The sequence below is a fragment of the Mucilaginibacter sp. 14171R-50 genome (assembly GCF_010093045.1).
GTDB lineage: Bacteria > Bacteroidota > Bacteroidia > Sphingobacteriales > Sphingobacteriaceae > Mucilaginibacter.
Genome location: NZ_CP048115.1, coordinates 2,362,045 through 2,378,399 on the forward strand (window position 1 = coordinate 2,362,045; position 16,355 = coordinate 2,378,399).

Sequence of the window (16,355 nt, forward strand, 5' to 3'; positions counted from 1 at the left end):
TTCCCTGATTATTGCAAGCGCGACGTTTAATGCCCGGCGACGCCAAACAAAAATGACATCGCCTGAGCGAGTCAGGGCTATGTGCCGCTTTTAGCAGTTTGCATAGCCGCCTTTAAATATCAGTACTATGAATAAAAGACTTTTAATTGTTTCGAACCGTTTACCATTAACTATTGAAAAAACCGGTAACGAGTTAACCTGCCGTCAATCGTCGGGGGGGCTTATTGCCGCGGTAAGCGCATATTTAGGTAACGACGGTAAGGATGCCTTTACCGAGAAAATATGGATAGGGGCGCCAGGCTGCTCTTCAGAAGACTGGAGTGTGGCATCTAAACCCCATCAATCAGATTACCAATACAAGCCGGTGTTTATTGAGGCTGAGCAATACGAAGCTTACTACAATGGCTTTTCTAATTCGTTGCTTTGGCCGCTGTTTCATTATTTCCCCTCGTACGCAGAGTATCAGCCCGAAACTTTTGAAGCTTATATGGATGTAAACCGGAGCTTTGCAGAGATGCTGTCCACGCAAATAAGGATAGGCGACGTGGTATGGATACATGACTATCATTTACTACCGCTGGCCGGCATGCTGCGTAAACGTTTTCCCGACCTTACTATCGGCCTTTTCCTGCATATTCCTTTTCCAGCCTATGAATTGTTTAGAGTGATCCCGAAAACATGGCAGCGAGAATTGCTCACCGGCATGCTCGGAGCCGACCTTATTGGCTTTCATACTATGGAGTATGCAGCGTATTTCCTGTCGGCATTAGAACTAGAATTAAAGCTAAAATCAGAGGACTCTGTTGTGTTTTGGGATGATCGTCACGTAAAAGTGGAGGCCTTTCCTATCAGTATCGATTTTAAAAATTTTCAGGAAGCGGCCGAGCAAGAGGCTGTTGCAGCAAAACGTCAGAATTATCTACAGCTGAAAGAAGATAAGAAAATGTTATTTTCTGTTGACCGGCTGGATTATACCAAAGGCATTTATAACCGTATAAGGGCATATAAAAACTTTTTGCTGGAACATCCGGAGTATATGGGAAAGATCGTTTTCACGCTGGTGATTGTGCCTTCCAGGGATGGGATAAAAACCTATACGGACCGTAAAAGCGCGATAGATGAGTATATAGGCGATTTAAATGGTACACTTGGCACGCTGGATTGGAAGCCTATTATTTACCAATACCAGCACCTTGAATTTGAAGACCTGGTAGCGCTTTATACTGTTTGCGATGTGGCCCTGATAACACCCATGCGCGATGGCATGAACCTGGTAGCCAAGGAGTTTGTAGCCAGCCGTACAGATCAGCAGGGCGTTTTGATACTTAGTGAAATGGCAGGCGCCGCCAAAGAACTCACCGAGGCCCTGCTCATAAACCCGAATGATGAGCAGGGAATTGGCGCTGCCATAAAAACCGCGCTGAATATGCCTGCCGAAGAGCAACGCGAACGGATGACCGCTATGCAGGAGCGTATAGGCAGTTACGATGTAAACACCTGGGCGGCAGATTTTTTTGAACAGTTGGCCAAAGTGAAGACCTTACAGGAAAAATACGCGGTGCAATTATTGGATACCTTTAGCCGCGCACGGCTTTTAAATGATTATGCAGCCGCAAAACAGCGGTTGATACTATTGGACTACGATGGCACGCTGGTGCCTTTTGCAAGCGAACCGCACCTTGCCCAACCTACCCCGGAGTTATTGAGCGTGTTGGAAGAATTGGGCAGGGATGAGCGTAACGACGTTTACATCATAAGCGGCAGGGACGGTACAACGCTGACCAAATGGCTGGGGCATTTGCCTGTGGGACTAATTGCCGAACATGGCGCAAAAACGAAGCTGAAAAACGCTGAATGGACAAACAAGACTACGGTTCCGGAAAACAATTACCTTTTAGGTGTAGAAAAGCTGATGACAACCTATGTGAATAAGTGCCCGCATTCATTTATCGAGCATAAAGAATTTTCGCTGGCGTGGCACTACCGCAAAGCCGAGCCGTTTCAGGCCAAAATCAGGGCCGACGAATTGTATAAGGAACTGGTAAATTATACAGGCCCTTTACCGCTTGATGTGCTGAACGGGCATAAGGTTATAGAAGTGAGGAACCGGATGATAAATAAGGGAATGGCTGTATTGGAGATACTTAAAACAAAAAACTACGACCATATTTTATGCCTCGGCGACGACCAGACAGATGAGGATATGTTTAAAATACTTACAACGGTAAAAGCGGCCTGCACTATTAAAGTAGGCGATACCCCGTCATTTGCACACTACAACATTTACTCGCCTTACCAGGTACAATCGCTGTTGCAAACAATGGTTGAATACCCGGAAGTAGTAAAAAATTAAGGTAAGTACAAATCATTTGCCGCCGCTTTTTAACGCCTTGTTATATTCGTCGAGGCATTTATCAAGCGGCTTGCCCTTTTGATGGATGCAATCGCAGAAAATGTTGCAGGCGCCAGGGTTTTTACTGTTGTTGCATTGCGCATTACATTCCGCCAGTGTATTACGCGGCCTGATGCTATACAAGTTACCAACTACGGCAGCTACCATAACAACCGTAGCAAATACACCGGCGAAAAACCGGACAGGGAATTTTTCGCTGATAACGGGTTTTACCGGTGGTTGGTTAGCGCTTGACGGCTCATAAAACGGCAGGATGTATTTGATCTTATCGTAATTCCAGCCTATGAGGTACAAATTTGCCAGCACCATTAAAGGCGACGACAGGAGCGACCCATCAAACCGCACCGCGAACGACAAAATGCAAATGTTTAATATTATAGGGAAATAGAGCAGCGCACCAAGCACCGCAGTACGCGGGATAAGTAGTAGTATGGCTGCTGTAACCTGTAAAACGCCAATAAATGTATAATAATAGCCGGTGTGGTGCAGGGCTTCTAAATAATGCCCCATGGGGTGGTTGTTAGATAACGAGGTAAACCGCTCGCCCATGATCTTAATAAATCCCGATGGGATAAAGCCTGCTGCCAGGGCTATCCGGTTGAAAACTGAAAAGTAGCGCAACCATTTATTACCCTTTGCGCGGGCGTGCAGCTGATCAAGACGATATGAAAGCATTGTTGTGAGTTTGATAAAAGTACTTTGAAATACAAAGTTATAATTTTTATATAATTTACAAATTATTTCTTCTGCCGGATGTTTATTCATTCCTTATCGCTAGGGGTGGTGATACTGTGGTATAAAATTATTGGTTTGAAAATTAACGTGTTAGGCGAAAAGTGCCAAATCAGACAATCAGTTAACAAACATTAAACAATATCAGCATGTTTTTCATCGTCTATGTAGAACATCGCTCTACAACTACAAGCTATGAGACACAAAATAAAACTACCCGACGGGACCTTGCAACTCATCGACATTACAAGCGCGTATTTTAAAACCTGGCATGTGTGGAACGTTAAGTTCGCCGATGGTAAAGTAGCTATGCTTTTTAAGATCGGAAGCGAATGGATGCAGCGTAACGAAGACTTTTTAGACGAGCACGTAGTAAACGCCATCGGTAAACGGATAGACAGCATACTGCTAAGGCGCAAAATAGCTTTTTAAGCTAAGAACAGGCAGCGCCCCTCTTTGCTTGTTTATGGTTGTATGCCGGGTTACGTTTAAGTACAAGTAGCGGGAACACCCCGGGAAAATCAATGCATCTGATTTGTGAAAATTTTTTAATTATAAGTTGTTGTTTATTAGTACCTTCGCGGCCCACTAATAAATTATGATTAAAAAATACGCATTGTTTTTGTTGATTGCCGCGGCTATAGCCGGTTGTAAAAAAGAGGTAACTATAAAAACACAGCCAAAGCCGCCGGTTGTTGCCCCCGATAGTGTTTCGTTTACATCGGTAAAGCTGGAAGCAAAGAAAAACCCCGGCATTATTACCAAAGACGTTGTTTGCGACATTACAGACGACCAGATAACCGCGGTTATACCACAGATGGAAAAGCTGAGTAAAAAGCTGGTGGTAACCTTTACTACTCAAAACTCAACAGTCACCAAAAACGATACTTTACAGGTAAGCGGAAAAACCCCTGTCGACTTGCGCAAGCCTGTAATTTATACACTTACATCTGCCAAGGGCACTACACGAAATTACCGCTTTACGGTTAAGGTTTTTACAGGCATCCCTGTTTTATACCTTACCACCAACGGCCCGGTTGTATCAAAAGATGACTATGTTACCGGTAAGGTAGACGTTGACCCCAACAATAGTTTTGAGCAGGAGAAATTGAGCATCCCACTGAAAATAAAAGGCCGCGGTAACTCAACCTGGTCAGAATTCCCGAAAAAACCATATCGTTTAAAATTTAATGATAAGGCCGCCATGCTGGGGATGCCCGCCGCTAAAAATTGGGTGTTGCTGGCCAACTACGATGATAAGACCTTAATGCGTACCCGTATAGCATTTGAGTTTGCCCGCCGCATAGGATCGGATTTTGCACCGCAGAGCCGTTTTGTTGAGGTGGTTATGAACGGGAAGTTTTTGGGTAATTACCTGCTGACCAGCCAGGTTGAGGTACACGAGAACAGGGTGAATATTACTGAAATGACCGAAAATGATAATAGTGGCGATGCGCTGACCGGCGGCTATTTGTTGGAACTGGACCAGCGTAAAGACGAGAAATTTTGGTTCGTAACAAAAAAGAACCTGCCATTCACCCTTAAATCGCCCGAAGAAACTACCCCCGCACAACTTAAATATATAAAAAAGTATATCCAGGATACTGAGGATGCCCTGTTTGCAGATAACGCTAACGACCCCGTGAACGGTTATGCCAAATATATTGATGTAAATTCGTTCATGAACTGGTTTTTTGTTGAAGAGGTGGTTAAAAATCAGGATGCCCGGGATTTTAGCAGTATATTTTATTATAAAGAACGCAAGGGCAAGTTACACATGGGCCCCGTTTGGGATTTTGACCTTAGCAGCGGTAACGTAGATTACTCGCCAGCAAAAGACCCTAAGAGCTGGTACATACGCGATGCCACGTGGATGGTACGGCTGTTTAAGGATGTGACCTTCAGGAGCAAGGTTAAAAAACGCTGGAACGAGATACGCAGTACGGCGGTTGAAGCTATTTTTAAGGATATTGACGACAATGCGGCTTACCTGAAGCTATCGCAGCAGCAAAATTTTAGCAAATGGCCTATATTGGATAAATATGTTTGGCCGAACGCTGTGGTGTTGGGTAACTACGACCTGGAAGTGGCTTATGCAAAGGATTTCCTGATGCAGCGTATAGCCTGGATAGATGCGGAGATAGCGACCTATTAAGATATTAAAGATAAAACGATAAAGCCCATACCGGTAAATCCCCCAACTTACCGGATATGGGCTTTGTAATATGCCGCAAAATACGGCATTGCTCATATCAAACACTGGATTACCCGGGTTAGTTATGAGGTTAGTTACTTTAATTAGTAACACTGCTAAAATAAATTGCTGCTGGCGTTAATTACGGGTTAAAACACCCCATTTAAAACGTAAAATAGCCCATCACGTAATCATTTCGAACTTATCGCTAGTTGCGGACAGGCAGTCCTTCCTAAATACGCCGTTATTTTCTCAACCGTATCACTAAGCTTTGCGCTACAGCCATCAGGCGGCATCATGAAAAATAACGCCCAGCGTATGCCTGTCGCCGCGGGTTACTTCGCTTACCCCATGTTTCATATTAACGCGATAATAACCCTTGCTGCCCATTACCGGCCTAAAGTTGGTGGTGAATAACAACATGTCGCCTTTGTTGGGGCTTAATACTGTCGCTTTCGATTGCATCCTTGGCCGCTGTTCTACCAATACAAACTCGCCGCCATCGTAATCGTTGCCGTGTTGGTTAAGGCATACTACCAACTGCATGGGGAAGTAAACCTCGCCGTACAGGTCCTGGTGGAGGGCGTTGTAGCCGCCCTGGTTATACTTTAATATTAAAGGCGTTGGGCGTAGCTGGTTATGCTGATGGCAGAGCTGCGTAAGTTCGGATAAGGTATCCGGGAACCGTTTATCGATATTTAGAACCTCCATCCACTTATTAGCGATGGGGGCAATGTGCGGGTACACCTGCTCCCTAAGTTGCTGCACTATGCCCGGCAACGGGTAGCTATAATATTTATACTGGCCAAGCCCGTAACCATGGTGCTCCATTACGATGGTTTTGCGGTAAAGATCAGGTTGCGCGTATTGGCTAACCAGTTCATCGCACTCGTTAGCCGATAATATGCCCGGTATTTTAGCATAACCCCTGATGTGCATGCTTTGGGTTACCCTGGCCCAGTCAACCCCTGAAATTATTTGCTGTAGATCCATACTGCTGTGTTTTGAAACAAATGTAGTGCGCTAACATCACCGATGAAACCCGAAAGTTGCGGTATTTTACCACACCACTTTCCGGCCACGTCATTGCGAGGTACGAAGCAATCTTCAATAGAAAGGTCGGCTATAAGCGTGTCGAAGATTGCCACGCTATCGCTCGCAATGACGCGTTTTTCTTCAATAGAAAAGTCGGCTACAAGCATGTCGAAGATTGCCACGTCGTTATCGCTCCTCGCAATGACGCGTTTTGTTCCTATTCCCCCTTCAGGGGGTAGGGGGTATCTATTTCAACTCATCCAGCACCTTAAACATTTTTGCCCTGATGCCGCTGCCAGGGCCATAATAATTGTTTACCATGATAGAGAAACAAAGCTGGCGGCCATTGTGCGTTTGAAAGCCCGCGTAGGCCTGCACGCTGTTGATGCTGCCGCTTTTCATTTTCATATCGTTGTATACCGGCAGGCTCTCATAAAAATCGCTGAACCACGCCTCTTTTTTTGCTGATTGCAGGATGCGCGCCATGGTTGATGTGGTGATCCTATCCTGTGGGGACAAACCGCTGCCGTCAAAAATATTCATCGAGCGTTTGTCAATGCCCTTCAGTTCCCAAAAATCTTTCATTATGTCCACGCCGTCGGTGGTAGAGGCGGGCTTGCCGGCTTTAACGGCAATGGTGGCCAGCAGTTGCTCGGCATACAGATTAATACTTTTTTGATTGAGCCAGTAAACGATCTTGCTTAATTCGGGCGATTGTATGGCAGTAACATTTTTTGTTGCTTCGGCAACAGTTTTCCCCTTATCTGCCAGCATAACCGACGATGCAGGCTCGCCGCTTACCGTAATGCCAATACGCTCAAGTGTATCAGTCAGGCGCAGGGCTGCATCGTATGCCGGGTCGGGTATAGCGGCGGCTATGCGCTTTTTGGTCTGGTCTACCGCGTAGGTGCCGCGCAGGTACATTACCTTGCTGCCAAAGGCGGGTAAATACGAGTAAGCCAGGTCGCCGGTTTTTGGTTCGCCGTTGGTTAGCTCGCTTTTATATTGCAGGTAATTGGTAGCTGGGATGGTGCCGGATACACTAACGGGGCTGCCCACAGGGCCGGTGTGCAGGGTAATATCAAACTGGTTTTCGCGCCAGCAAAGGCCGGCTATACCCGCGCCGTAGTAGGTGCCCAGGTCTTGCCAGATCCAGGCATCGGGGATAGACTGGTTTTTAAAAACGCCGTTATCGCCGATAATGCAGCCCTTTATTTTTTTAATACCAGCTTTTTTAAGCGCGGCAACCATGGTATTTAAAACTACGCCTTCGCGGGTTGATGCCCAGCGCCAGCTGCCCAGGGTAGGGTCGCCGCCGCCTTTGATGATGATATCGCCGGTAAGGGTGCCGTTGGCGCTGATGGTGCCTGTATAGCCCACCTGCGTTTGAAACTGAAAATCTTTACCTAAAACATTAAAAGCGGTTATACTGGTAACCGTTTTTAGCGTTGAGCCGGGCGCAAGGCCCATATCAGGGTTTACAGCAAATACCTGTTCGCCGGTTTTGGCATCCAGCACGGTTAACGATACAGATGCATAGCGGCACTGGTCGTCCTGCTGAAAACGGGTAAATGCCTTTTGTAAATTTTGCTGCAGGGTTTGCGCCCCCGCAGCGTTTGCTATAAATAAAATACTAACTAACCACTTCCGTTTTATCCTCATTAGTAACGTTTCGTTGTGATATATAATAAATAGGGATACCGATTAAAACGATGCCTAAACCAGGCCAGGTAAAATCTGGCTTGTAAATAATTAATAACGTACAAAAAGCCAATCCCATTATAATGTACACCAAAGGCAGCACAGGGTAGCCAAATGCTTTGTAAGGCCTTTCGGCATTTGGCATTTTTTTACGCAGGATAAATATGCCGATGATGGTAAGCACATAAAATAATACTACCACAAACGATATCATATCCAGCAGATCGCCATATTTACCGCTTAAGCAAAGTATCGAGGCCACAACGGCCTGTATCCATAAGCCAAACTCGGGTACGTCAAATTTGTTTAAAGTGCCTGTCCTTTTAAAGAATAAGCCATCCTTAGCCATTGAATAATACACCCGTGATCCGGCAAGTATCAACCCGTTGTTGCATCCAAAGGTTGAGATCATGATCATCACCGCAATAACAAGGGCACCCTTGCTGCCGAATATCACAAAGGATGCAGCCACGGCCACACGGTCTTTATCGGCATTAACAATATCATGCAGGGAAAGCACACCGGTATAAACTATGTTGGCGCATACATAAATGATGGTTACGATCATGGTGCCGAAGAAAAGGCTTAGCGCAACATCCCGCTTAGGGTTCTTCATTTCGCCGGCTATAAAGGTTACATTGTTCCAGGCATCGCTGCTGAAGATAGAACCCACCATCGCTATGGCGATAGCACCCAGGGCGGCGCTCATGGTATAATCAGTTGTGGTGCCATCCTTGGCCAGTTTGTGCATATCCCAGGCGTTGGCCCAGTTGGCGGTCCAGATATCGCTCTTAAAGGCCAGGAAACCAAAAATGATCAATCCGAATAAGCTTAATAACTTGGTTAAGGTAAAGGTGGTTTGTATCAGTTTGCCGCCTTTAACGCCCCTTGTGTTGATAAATGTAAGGAAGAATATCAGCACGATAGACACTATCTGCGCCGCGCTGATCTTTACAAACCCTGCATCAAACAAAATATTATCCTCGCTTACCGCAGGTATCAGATAGGCGGTAAATTTGGAAAATGCCACACCCACGGCGGCTATAGTACCGGTTTGTATTACCGCGAAAAAGCTCCAGCCATATAAAAAAGCGATCAGTTTATTATAAGCCTCTTTAAGGTAAATGTACTGGCCACCCGCCTTGGGGAACATAGCGCTTAGTTCGCCGTAACTTAATGCAGCAGTAAGTGTCATGAAGCCGGTTATCAGCCATACGGCTATCAGCCAGCCTGCCGAGCCCACATTACGCGTGATATCAGCACTTACAATAAAAATACCTGAGCCGATCATAGAACCTGCCACCAGCATGGTGCCATCCAGCAGGCTTAGTTCGTGCTTTAAATGAGGTTTAGAAGTTTCCTTAGTCATTAGGGTTTAGTTTAAACTACTAAACTATTCAAAAACTTTAAATGACAGACTATTGTAAAGAAATTAATTTATATTTTGCGGCAACCAATTATATTTGCAAGCTTTTTGCAAAAACTGATCAAGCACTAACTAAACACTAAATTTAACATATGGATCTTCTGAACAATTACTTAATTTATTTAATACCTGTAATGGGCCTCATCGGGATCATTGTGATGGCGATAAAATCGGCATGGGTTACCAGTCAGGAAACAGGCGATGCCTCGATGAACCAGCTTGCCGGTTACATTGCCGACGGCGCAATGGCCTTTTTGCGTGCCGAGTGGAAAATACTAAGCTACTTTGTAATAGTTGCCGGTGTTTTACTTGCCTGGAGCGGTACCACCGTTGCTACCTCGAGCCCGATAATTGCAGTTTCGTTTTTGATAGGCGCGTTCCTTTCGGCGTTTGCAGGTTACCTGGGTATGCGCATCGCTACAAAATCAAACGTACGTACAACACAAGCAGCTAAAACAAGCCTTGCCAAAGCGCTTAAAGTATCCTTTACCGGCGGTACAGTTATGGGGCTTGGCGTTGCAGGTTTGGCTATCATAGGTTTAGGCTCGTTATTCATTGTATTTTATACCATGTACGTAACGAGTAAGGGCGAAGCCGTTAACGGCGAGGCTATGGCTAAAGCGCTTGATGTGTTAGCGGGCTTCTCGTTAGGTGCCGAGTCTATCGCGCTTTTCGCCCGTGTGGGCGGTGGTATCTACACCAAAGCTGCCGATGTGGGCGCCGACCTTGTAGGTAAGGTTGAAGCCGGTATCCCCGAGGATGATGTGCGTAACCCTGCCACCATTGCCGATAACGTAGGCGATAACGTAGGTGACGTTGCCGGTATGGGCGCCGATTTATTCGGTTCGTACGTGGCTACTATGCTGGCTACCATGGTACTGGGCCGCGAAATTGTATCGCATGATAGTTTTGGTGGTATTGCCCCGGTATTGTTACCAATGGTTATTGCAGGCCTGGGATTGATATTCTCGATAGTAGGTGCATCAATGGTTAAAATATCAAAAGAAACAGATAGCGTACAAAAGGCACTTAACATAGGTAACTGGGCTTCAATTGTGTTAACAGCAGTTGCTACTTATTTTGTGGTACAATGGATGCTGCCTGCAGATAGTTTCCACATGCTACGTGACGAAGATGCGAACGGCGCGATTAAAGCAGGTTCGTTAGTGTTCACCAAAAACGGTGTTTTTGGTTCTATCCTGGTAGGTTTGGTAGTAGGTACCTTAATGTCTATCATCACCGAGTATTACACCGCAATGGGTAAACGCCCGGTGCTGAGCATCATTAAACAATCATCAACCGGCCATGCAACCAATATTATTGGTGGTTTGGCTATTGGTATGGAATCAACCGTGTTGCCTATCCTGGTATTGGCTGCGGGTATTTATGGTTCTTACTTTTTTGCAGGCTTGTACGGTGTGGCTATCGCTGCTGCAGGTATGATGGCAACAACGGCCATGCAATTAGCTATCGACGCGTTTGGCCCTATTGCCGATAACGCCGGTGGTATTGCCGAGATGAGCCGCCTGCCCGAAGAAGTGCGTGGCCGTACAGATAACCTGGATGCCGTAGGTAACACTACCGCTGCAACAGGTAAGGGTTTTGCTATCGCGTCTGCCGCGTTAACCTCACTGGCCTTATTTGCGGCTTTTGTGGGTGTTGCCGGTATCGAGCATATTGATATTTATAAAGCCAACGTTTTGGCAGGTTTATTTGTGGGCGGTATGATACCGTTCATCTTCTCGGCCTTGTGTATCTCGGCAGTAGGCCGTGCGGCAATGGCCATGGTTGAAGAAGTTCGCCGCCAGTTCCGCGAGATACCGGGCATTATGGAGTACAAGGCACGCCCTGAGTATGAAAAATGCGTGGAGATATCGACCAAGGCTTCAATCCGTGAGATGGTTGCACCGGGCCTTATCGCTTTAATTACCCCTATCATCATCGGTTTTGCATTCGGTCCCGAAGTATTGGGTGGTTTGCTAGCCGGTGTTACCGTATCGGGCGTGTTGATGGGGATCTTCCAGAGCAACGCAGGCGGTGCATGGGATAACGCAAAAAAATCGTTTGAAAAAGGTGTTGAGATAAACGGCGAGATCTACTACAAAAAATCTGAGCCGCACAAAGCATCGGTAACAGGTGATACCGTGGGCGATCCGTTTAAAGATACCTCGGGCCCGTCGATGAATATCCTGATCAAGCTAATGTCAATCGTATCGCTGGTTATCGCGCCGCACCTGAACAGCGCCGATAACACCAGCAAAATGATGCAGAAACAAGAGAAAGTACAATCAATGAATGTACACCAGATACATGTAGATAAAAAAATCTAAGCATCTTTAAAGTATATGGAAAGCCCCCCGATTTTCGGGGGGCTTTTTTGTTTTGGGGAAAGATTTATATTAGCATAAATGAAAGCCTTTAGCCAGATCATCCTTTACGCCCTTTGCCTCTATGATATCTACCTTTACCTGCCGGATATATTCGACGTATTTAAGCTGGATATCCAACCGCCAACAACCGACTACCTGCTCTACTTTGATGGCGCCATGTTGTTGGCAGGAGGGATAGTGACAGGCATTATGCTGATACGTACCGGCGGTAAGTTCAACAAGGCTTTAGGTGTGGTTATGATATTGATGAATTTGGTGCTGACACCGTGGTTTATATTAAGGGGGTTGCCTGTAGGTTAGTTATAAATATCTTTTCTATGCCCTAAGGCGATAATATCTATCTGTAAAACCTTATCGAATATTTCATAGATCACCCTGTAGTTGCCAACCCTGATGCGATAGGCTTCGCGGCCTTTTAGCTTTTTACAGCCGGTAGGGCGCGGATCATTGGCTAATTCATAAATGGATTCTATAATACGGTCTGCAATATCTTCCTGTAATTTATTTAATTGTTTTTGTGCAGACTTAGATATAGCAATGTTATAAACAGCCATTATTTTGCGCGGCGTTTTTTAACATATTCATCAAATGAGGTGGATGGCTCGTGCAGGTTTTTTACTTCGTCGTAAAGCTTAACATCTTCAGCATCTTCTAACTCCTGAATTAGGCGTTCGTATTCGCTCACTGGCAGGATAACTGAGATCTTCTTGCCATTCTCATCAGTAATATACTGGGGCTTCACTAAATCAAGCATAGCACAATTGTTTGATAGGTAAATTTAATAAAATTATAATTGTTTTCGTAATCTGTTAATTACTGCCTGTTAAGCGGAGATTTTATCAGACATACAAACCTTGCTTAGTGTTTTCAACCAGTATAGTTTGCGGATAAAAAACAAACTTTAAACTGCTCATAATCACAAGCTTTTATTCTGTATAAATCATCAATACTGTTGTTACATTCTGCTCTTTAACTTTTCAATAAATTTAAGTACGTTTGGGGGAAACTGATTTCAAGACTATCATAACTGATCTTATTAATTAAAACATGAAGGTATTTGTAAAAAAATCTATTGAACAGCTAACCAGTACGGTTGATACGGAAGGAAGCCTGAAGCGCACGCTTGGCGCGGGTAGCCTTATCGCTTTGGGTATTGGTGCAATTATTGGCGCAGGTTTGTTCGTACGGACCGCTGCTGCTGCCGGTGAACACGCCGGTTCGGCAGTTACCCTGTCATTTATCGTGGCGGCTATCGGCTGCGCGTTCGCGGGCCTTTGCTACGCCGAATTTGCTTCTATTATCCCTATTGCAGGTAGCGCGTATACTTACGCCTACGCAACCATGGGCGAAATTGTTGCCTGGATCATTGGATGGGCATTAATATTGGAGTATGCACTTGGTGCGGCAACGGTATCCATAAGCTGGAGCGAGTATGCCAATAAACTCCTCGACGGGAAGATACCGTATGAGTGGTGCCACTCCCCAATGGAATCTATCATGGTAAACGGGCACAGTGTGCATGGTATTGCCAACCTGCCTGCCTTATTGATACTTGTTATATTATCGCTGTTATTAATAAAAGGTACGCAGGAGTCTGCTACCGTAAACGGTATCATCGTATTTATTAAAGTGGCTATTGTATTGGTGTTTATTGCTATAGGCTGGCAGTTTATTAACCCTGCTAACCACACGCCATACCTTATTCCTGATAATGCGCCGGACATTATTCAACAAAATGGTAAGCCATATTCTTATGCGCCGTTCTTTAACCACGGCTGGGGGGGTATTATAAGCGGTGCCGGTGTGGTGTTCTTTGCCTTTATCGGTTTTGATGCCGTATCAACAGCCGCTCAGGAAGCTAAGAACCCTAAGCGCGATATGCCTATAGGTATATTAGGTTCGTTAGTGGTATGTACTATTCTTTACATATTGTTCTCATGGGTATTAACCGGCGTTGCGCCTTATACCGATTTCATGAAATCAGGTAAAGAAGCTTCGGTAGCCTATGCTATCAGTAATTACATGCACGGTTACAATTGGTTGTCTACCATGGTTACTGTGGCTATCCTTGCCGGTTTCTCGTCAGTTATCCTGGTGATGCTGATGGGTCAGTCGAGGGTGTTCTACACCATGTCTACCGATGGTTTATTGCCAAAAGTATTTTCAGACCTTCACCCAAAATTCAGGACCCCATACAAAAGCAATATGATCCTGTTCATATTTGTTGGTGCTTTCGCGGCATTTGTGCCGGGCAGTGTAGCCGGCGACTTAACGTCGATAGGTACTCTGTTTGCCTTTATACTGGTTTGTGTGGGTGTAATTTTACTCCGCAAAACCGATCCGAACCTGCCAAGGCCATTTAAAACCCCGCTTGTACCATTGGTGCCTATTTTAGGTATTATTGTTTGCGCGGCTATGATAATTGGTTTACCTCACGAAACGCAGATCAGCGCTTTGGTTTGGATGATAGCCGGGCTTTTGATTTACTTTGGCTACAGCAAAAAACATAGCAAACTAGGTACCGCGGGCGATATATTGCCTAAAGCCTCAGATTTCGAAAAACAGTAATTATTTTATTACATCAGCAAAAAGGTTCTGCAATTGCAGAACCTTTTTTGTTTTGAACCCTTTTGTATGGGATGAAAGCCAACCGTATAATTTGGGTACTTGTAGTTATTGCTATTATCAACTCTATGGGGTTTGGTATTATTATACCGTTGCTGTACCCTTACGGAAAAAAGTTTGGCATAACAGAGCATACCATCGGCCTGCTTACGGCGGCATTTTCAGTAGCGCAGTTTTTTGCCACCCCCGTACTAGGCTCGCTGTCAGATAAGTGGGGGCGCAAGCCTTTGCTGGTTTTCAGCCTTATTGGTACTGCTGCGTCATTTGTTTTGTTTGGATTGGCCAACAGCATTTTTATGCTTTTTGCCGCCCGCATACTGGATGGCTTAACCGGCGGTAACATTTCGGTAGCACAGGCTATGATATCAGACATTTCGACGCCAAAAGAGCGGGCCAAAAACTTTGGGATACTGGGCTCGGCATTTGGGTTCGGCTTTGTAATAGGCCCGGCCATTGGCGGCCTGCTTAGCAAGTTCGGGTTAAAGGTCCCGTTCTTTTTTGCGGCGGGTATTGCCATTATCGGCGTTTTGCTCACGCTGTTCTTACTAAAGGAAACCAATCAGAAAAAAGGGAGTAAAGCAAAGCAAAAACATAGCTTTAGCTTTATATCGCTTTATACGGTATTAAAAAAGCCGGTTATCGGCACGGCTATATTTACCGGGTTTTTACTCACCATGGCGCAGTTTACCATGCTTATAGGTTTCCAAACCTTTAGCGTTGACCAACTTAAACTTAACCCTACCCAAATAGGCCTTTTTTACGGCGGTTTTGGAGTAAGCGGTATACTGATGCAAATGCTGGTTCCGGCGGTAAAAAAAGTAATACCATCGCAGGCGGTGATACTTTTGCTATCAACTATTTGCTGCCTGGGCATGATGATTTTGGCGGGGTTTGCCACAGCGCTGTTGCTGTTTGCCATAGCAATTGGTATTTATGGGTTGTTTAACGGCTTGCGCAACCCTATGTTAAACGCCATTATAGCCGACCACAACGACGATAGCGAGCGCGGCGAGGTAATGGGTATCAATCAGTCGTACGCCTCGATAGGGCAAACGCTGGGGCCGGTAACGGCAGGGCTGGTTACAGCAATTTCTGTACATAGTATATTCTTTTTATCATCTTTATATATTTTAATTGCACTTTTGTTTAGTATTCGTTTAATTTCAAAAGAAAAAACAAGCTAAACCTATGCATCCAATTATCTTTAAAGAGGTGTTATCTGTTACGATGATCCTTTTTGCCATTATTGATATACTTGGCGCTATCCCTGTAATTATACAACTGCGCCAAAAGGCGGGGCATATCGAATCGGAAAAGGCGAGCATTGCCGTATTGGTGCTGATGGTTGCGTTTTTATTTGTGGGCGATGAACTGCTGGCCGTGATCGGGCTGGATATCTCCTCATTCGCAATAGCGGGCTCCATCGTAATATTTATCATCGCGCTGGAGATGGTGCTGGGCGTAAACTTTTTTAAAGAGGAGATGCCCGAATCGGTATCAATCGTTCCGCTCGCGTTCCCCCTTATAGCCGGCGCCGGTACCATGACCACCCTGTTATCCCTTAAATCGCAGTACCAAACCCAGAACATCATTGTAGGCATTGTGCTGAACACCATATTTGTTTACCTGGTACTCAAAAACGTAAAATGGCTCGAAAAGCTGTTTGGCCAAACCGGCCTGCACATCCTGCGCAAAGCGTTCGGTGTGATACTATTAGCTATCGCGATAAAGCTGTTCAGGAGTAATAGCGGGTTGTAAGCCTCAAATCATAACGGCCCGTCATTGCGAGGTACGAAGCAATCTTCCGATAGACAAGACGTATGCAAAGTTTATGTATAG

The 16,355-nt window shown here is 45.3% G+C and carries 15 protein-coding genes; 8 read left to right on the forward strand and 7 right to left on the reverse strand.

Annotated elements, in window-relative coordinates; genetic code table 11:
- The first annotated feature begins 127 nt into the window (after positions 1 to 127).
- Positions 128 to 2,353, forward strand: coding sequence for a bifunctional alpha,alpha-trehalose-phosphate synthase (UDP-forming)/trehalose-phosphatase (locus tag GWR56_RS10875; protein WP_162431267.1), 2,226 nt, complete (start codon positions 128 to 130; stop codon positions 2,351 to 2,353).
- Between the two features lie 12 nt (positions 2,354 to 2,365).
- Here the strand turns inward: GWR56_RS10875 and GWR56_RS10880 are convergent, their stop codons facing one another.
- Positions 2,366 to 3,088 carry a DoxX family protein gene (locus tag GWR56_RS10880; RefSeq protein WP_162431268.1) on the reverse strand — a complete coding sequence of 241 codons (723 nt, stop codon included), beginning with the start codon at positions 3,086 to 3,088 and terminating at the stop codon, positions 2,366 to 2,368.
- A gap of 252 nt (positions 3,089 to 3,340) precedes the next feature.
- On the opposite strand from GWR56_RS10880, the gene GWR56_RS10885 reads away from it, so the two are divergent.
- Positions 3,341 to 3,577 (forward strand): hypothetical protein, encoded by a 237-nt coding sequence (locus tag GWR56_RS10885; protein ID WP_162431269.1) that lies wholly within the window; start codon positions 3,341 to 3,343, stop codon positions 3,575 to 3,577.
- Positions 3,578 to 3,743: 166 nt separating this feature from the next.
- Positions 3,744 to 5,300: a CotH kinase family protein gene (locus tag GWR56_RS10890; RefSeq protein ID WP_162431270.1), complete on the forward strand. Its 1,557-nt coding sequence runs from the start codon at positions 3,744 to 3,746 to the stop codon at positions 5,298 to 5,300.
- 324 nt (positions 5,301 to 5,624) lie between these two features.
- On the opposite strand, the gene GWR56_RS10895 is transcribed toward GWR56_RS10890, so the two are convergent.
- The 4 genes from GWR56_RS10895 to GWR56_RS10910 all read right to left on the reverse strand — a co-directional run bounded on the left by GWR56_RS10895 (position 5,625) and on the right by GWR56_RS10910 (position 9,444).
- The gene (locus GWR56_RS10895) at positions 5,625 to 6,332 is read right to left on the reverse strand and encodes a 2OG-Fe(II) oxygenase (protein ID WP_162431271.1); all 708 of its coding nucleotides are present in this window, start codon (positions 6,330 to 6,332) and stop codon (positions 5,625 to 5,627) included.
- A complete protein-coding gene (locus tag GWR56_RS10900; RefSeq protein WP_162431272.1) occupies positions 6,314 to 6,556 on the reverse strand; it encodes a hypothetical protein in 243 nt (80 codons plus the stop codon). Before GWR56_RS10900 ends, GWR56_RS10895 begins: the two co-directional genes overlap by 19 nt.
- Before the next feature lie 64 nt (positions 6,557 to 6,620).
- Positions 6,621 to 8,036 (reverse strand): D-alanyl-D-alanine carboxypeptidase/D-alanyl-D-alanine-endopeptidase, encoded by a 1,416-nt coding sequence (gene dacB / locus GWR56_RS10905; protein ID WP_162431273.1) that lies wholly within the window; start codon positions 8,034 to 8,036, stop codon positions 6,621 to 6,623.
- Positions 8,008 to 9,444 carry an APC family permease gene (locus GWR56_RS10910; RefSeq protein ID WP_162431274.1) on the reverse strand — a complete coding sequence of 479 codons (1,437 nt, stop codon included), beginning with the start codon at positions 9,442 to 9,444 and terminating at the stop codon, positions 8,008 to 8,010. Before GWR56_RS10910 ends, dacB begins: the two co-directional genes overlap by 29 nt.
- A 149-nt stretch (positions 9,445 to 9,593) precedes the next feature.
- Here GWR56_RS10910 and GWR56_RS10915 point away from each other — a divergent pair, with 149 nt between their 5' ends.
- Together GWR56_RS10915 and GWR56_RS10920 are read left to right on the forward strand one after the other, a co-directional pair.
- Positions 9,594 to 11,831, forward strand: coding sequence for a sodium-translocating pyrophosphatase (locus GWR56_RS10915; protein WP_162431275.1), 2,238 nt, complete (start codon positions 9,594 to 9,596; stop codon positions 11,829 to 11,831).
- Between the two features lie 78 nt (positions 11,832 to 11,909).
- Positions 11,910 to 12,191, forward strand: coding sequence for a hypothetical protein (locus GWR56_RS10920; protein ID WP_162431276.1), 282 nt, complete (start codon positions 11,910 to 11,912; stop codon positions 12,189 to 12,191).
- Here GWR56_RS10920 and GWR56_RS10925 read toward each other — a convergent pair.
- Positions 12,188 to 12,445: a type II toxin-antitoxin system RelE/ParE family toxin gene (locus GWR56_RS10925; protein WP_162431277.1), complete on the reverse strand. Its 258-nt coding sequence runs from the start codon at positions 12,443 to 12,445 to the stop codon at positions 12,188 to 12,190. The two genes, GWR56_RS10920 and GWR56_RS10925, sit on opposite strands and share 4 nt — an antisense overlap.
- Entirely contained in the window at positions 12,445 to 12,645 is a 201-nt protein-coding gene (locus GWR56_RS10930) for a hypothetical protein (RefSeq protein WP_162431278.1), read from the reverse strand. Before GWR56_RS10930 ends, GWR56_RS10925 begins: the two co-directional genes overlap by 1 nt.
- Positions 12,646 to 12,938: 293 nt before the next feature.
- On the opposite strand from GWR56_RS10930, the gene GWR56_RS10935 reads away from it, so the two are divergent.
- The 3 genes from GWR56_RS10935 (at position 12,939) to GWR56_RS10945 (ending at position 16,274) form a co-directional block, all read left to right on the forward strand.
- Positions 12,939 to 14,459 carry an amino acid permease gene (locus GWR56_RS10935; protein ID WP_162431279.1) on the forward strand — a complete coding sequence of 507 codons (1,521 nt, stop codon included), beginning with the start codon at positions 12,939 to 12,941 and terminating at the stop codon, positions 14,457 to 14,459.
- A gap of 71 nt (positions 14,460 to 14,530) precedes the next feature.
- The gene (locus tag GWR56_RS10940) at positions 14,531 to 15,700 is read left to right on the forward strand and encodes an MFS transporter (protein ID WP_162431280.1); all 1,170 of its coding nucleotides are present in this window, start codon (positions 14,531 to 14,533) and stop codon (positions 15,698 to 15,700) included.
- 4 nt (positions 15,701 to 15,704) lie between these two features.
- Positions 15,705 to 16,274: a MarC family protein gene (locus GWR56_RS10945; RefSeq protein ID WP_162431281.1), complete on the forward strand. Its 570-nt coding sequence runs from the start codon at positions 15,705 to 15,707 to the stop codon at positions 16,272 to 16,274.
- Positions 16,275 to 16,355: the final 81 nt, after the last annotated feature.

Excerpts from the sequence above, each read along its gene's own strand:
- GWR56_RS10875 (WP_162431267.1), top strand. The coding sequence starts at position 128 with ATGAATAAAAGACTTTTAATTGTTTCGAACCGTTTACCATTAACTATT.
- GWR56_RS10880 (WP_162431268.1), bottom strand. The coding sequence starts at position 3,088 with ATGCTTTCATATCGTCTTGATCAGCTGCACGCCCGCGCAAAGGGTAAT.
- GWR56_RS10885 (WP_162431269.1), top strand. The coding sequence starts at position 3,341 with ATGAGACACAAAATAAAACTACCCGACGGGACCTTGCAACTCATCGAC.
- GWR56_RS10890 (WP_162431270.1), top strand. The coding sequence starts at position 3,744 with ATGATTAAAAAATACGCATTGTTTTTGTTGATTGCCGCGGCTATAGCC.
- GWR56_RS10895 (WP_162431271.1), bottom strand. The coding sequence starts at position 6,332 with ATGGATCTACAGCAAATAATTTCAGGGGTTGACTGGGCCAGGGTAACC.
- dacB (WP_162431273.1), bottom strand. The coding sequence starts at position 8,036 with ATGAGGATAAAACGGAAGTGGTTAGTTAGTATTTTATTTATAGCAAAC.
- GWR56_RS10910 (WP_162431274.1), bottom strand. The coding sequence starts at position 9,444 with ATGACTAAGGAAACTTCTAAACCTCATTTAAAGCACGAACTAAGCCTG.
- GWR56_RS10915 (WP_162431275.1), top strand. The coding sequence starts at position 9,594 with ATGGATCTTCTGAACAATTACTTAATTTATTTAATACCTGTAATGGGC.
- GWR56_RS10920 (WP_162431276.1), top strand. The coding sequence starts at position 11,910 with ATGAAAGCCTTTAGCCAGATCATCCTTTACGCCCTTTGCCTCTATGAT.
- GWR56_RS10925 (WP_162431277.1), bottom strand. The coding sequence starts at position 12,445 with ATGGCTGTTTATAACATTGCTATATCTAAGTCTGCACAAAAACAATTA.
- GWR56_RS10930 (WP_162431278.1), bottom strand. The coding sequence starts at position 12,645 with ATGCTTGATTTAGTGAAGCCCCAGTATATTACTGATGAGAATGGCAAG.
- GWR56_RS10935 (WP_162431279.1), top strand. The coding sequence starts at position 12,939 with ATGAAGGTATTTGTAAAAAAATCTATTGAACAGCTAACCAGTACGGTT.
- GWR56_RS10940 (WP_162431280.1), top strand. The coding sequence starts at position 14,531 with ATGAAAGCCAACCGTATAATTTGGGTACTTGTAGTTATTGCTATTATC.
- GWR56_RS10945 (WP_162431281.1), top strand. The coding sequence starts at position 15,705 with ATGCATCCAATTATCTTTAAAGAGGTGTTATCTGTTACGATGATCCTT.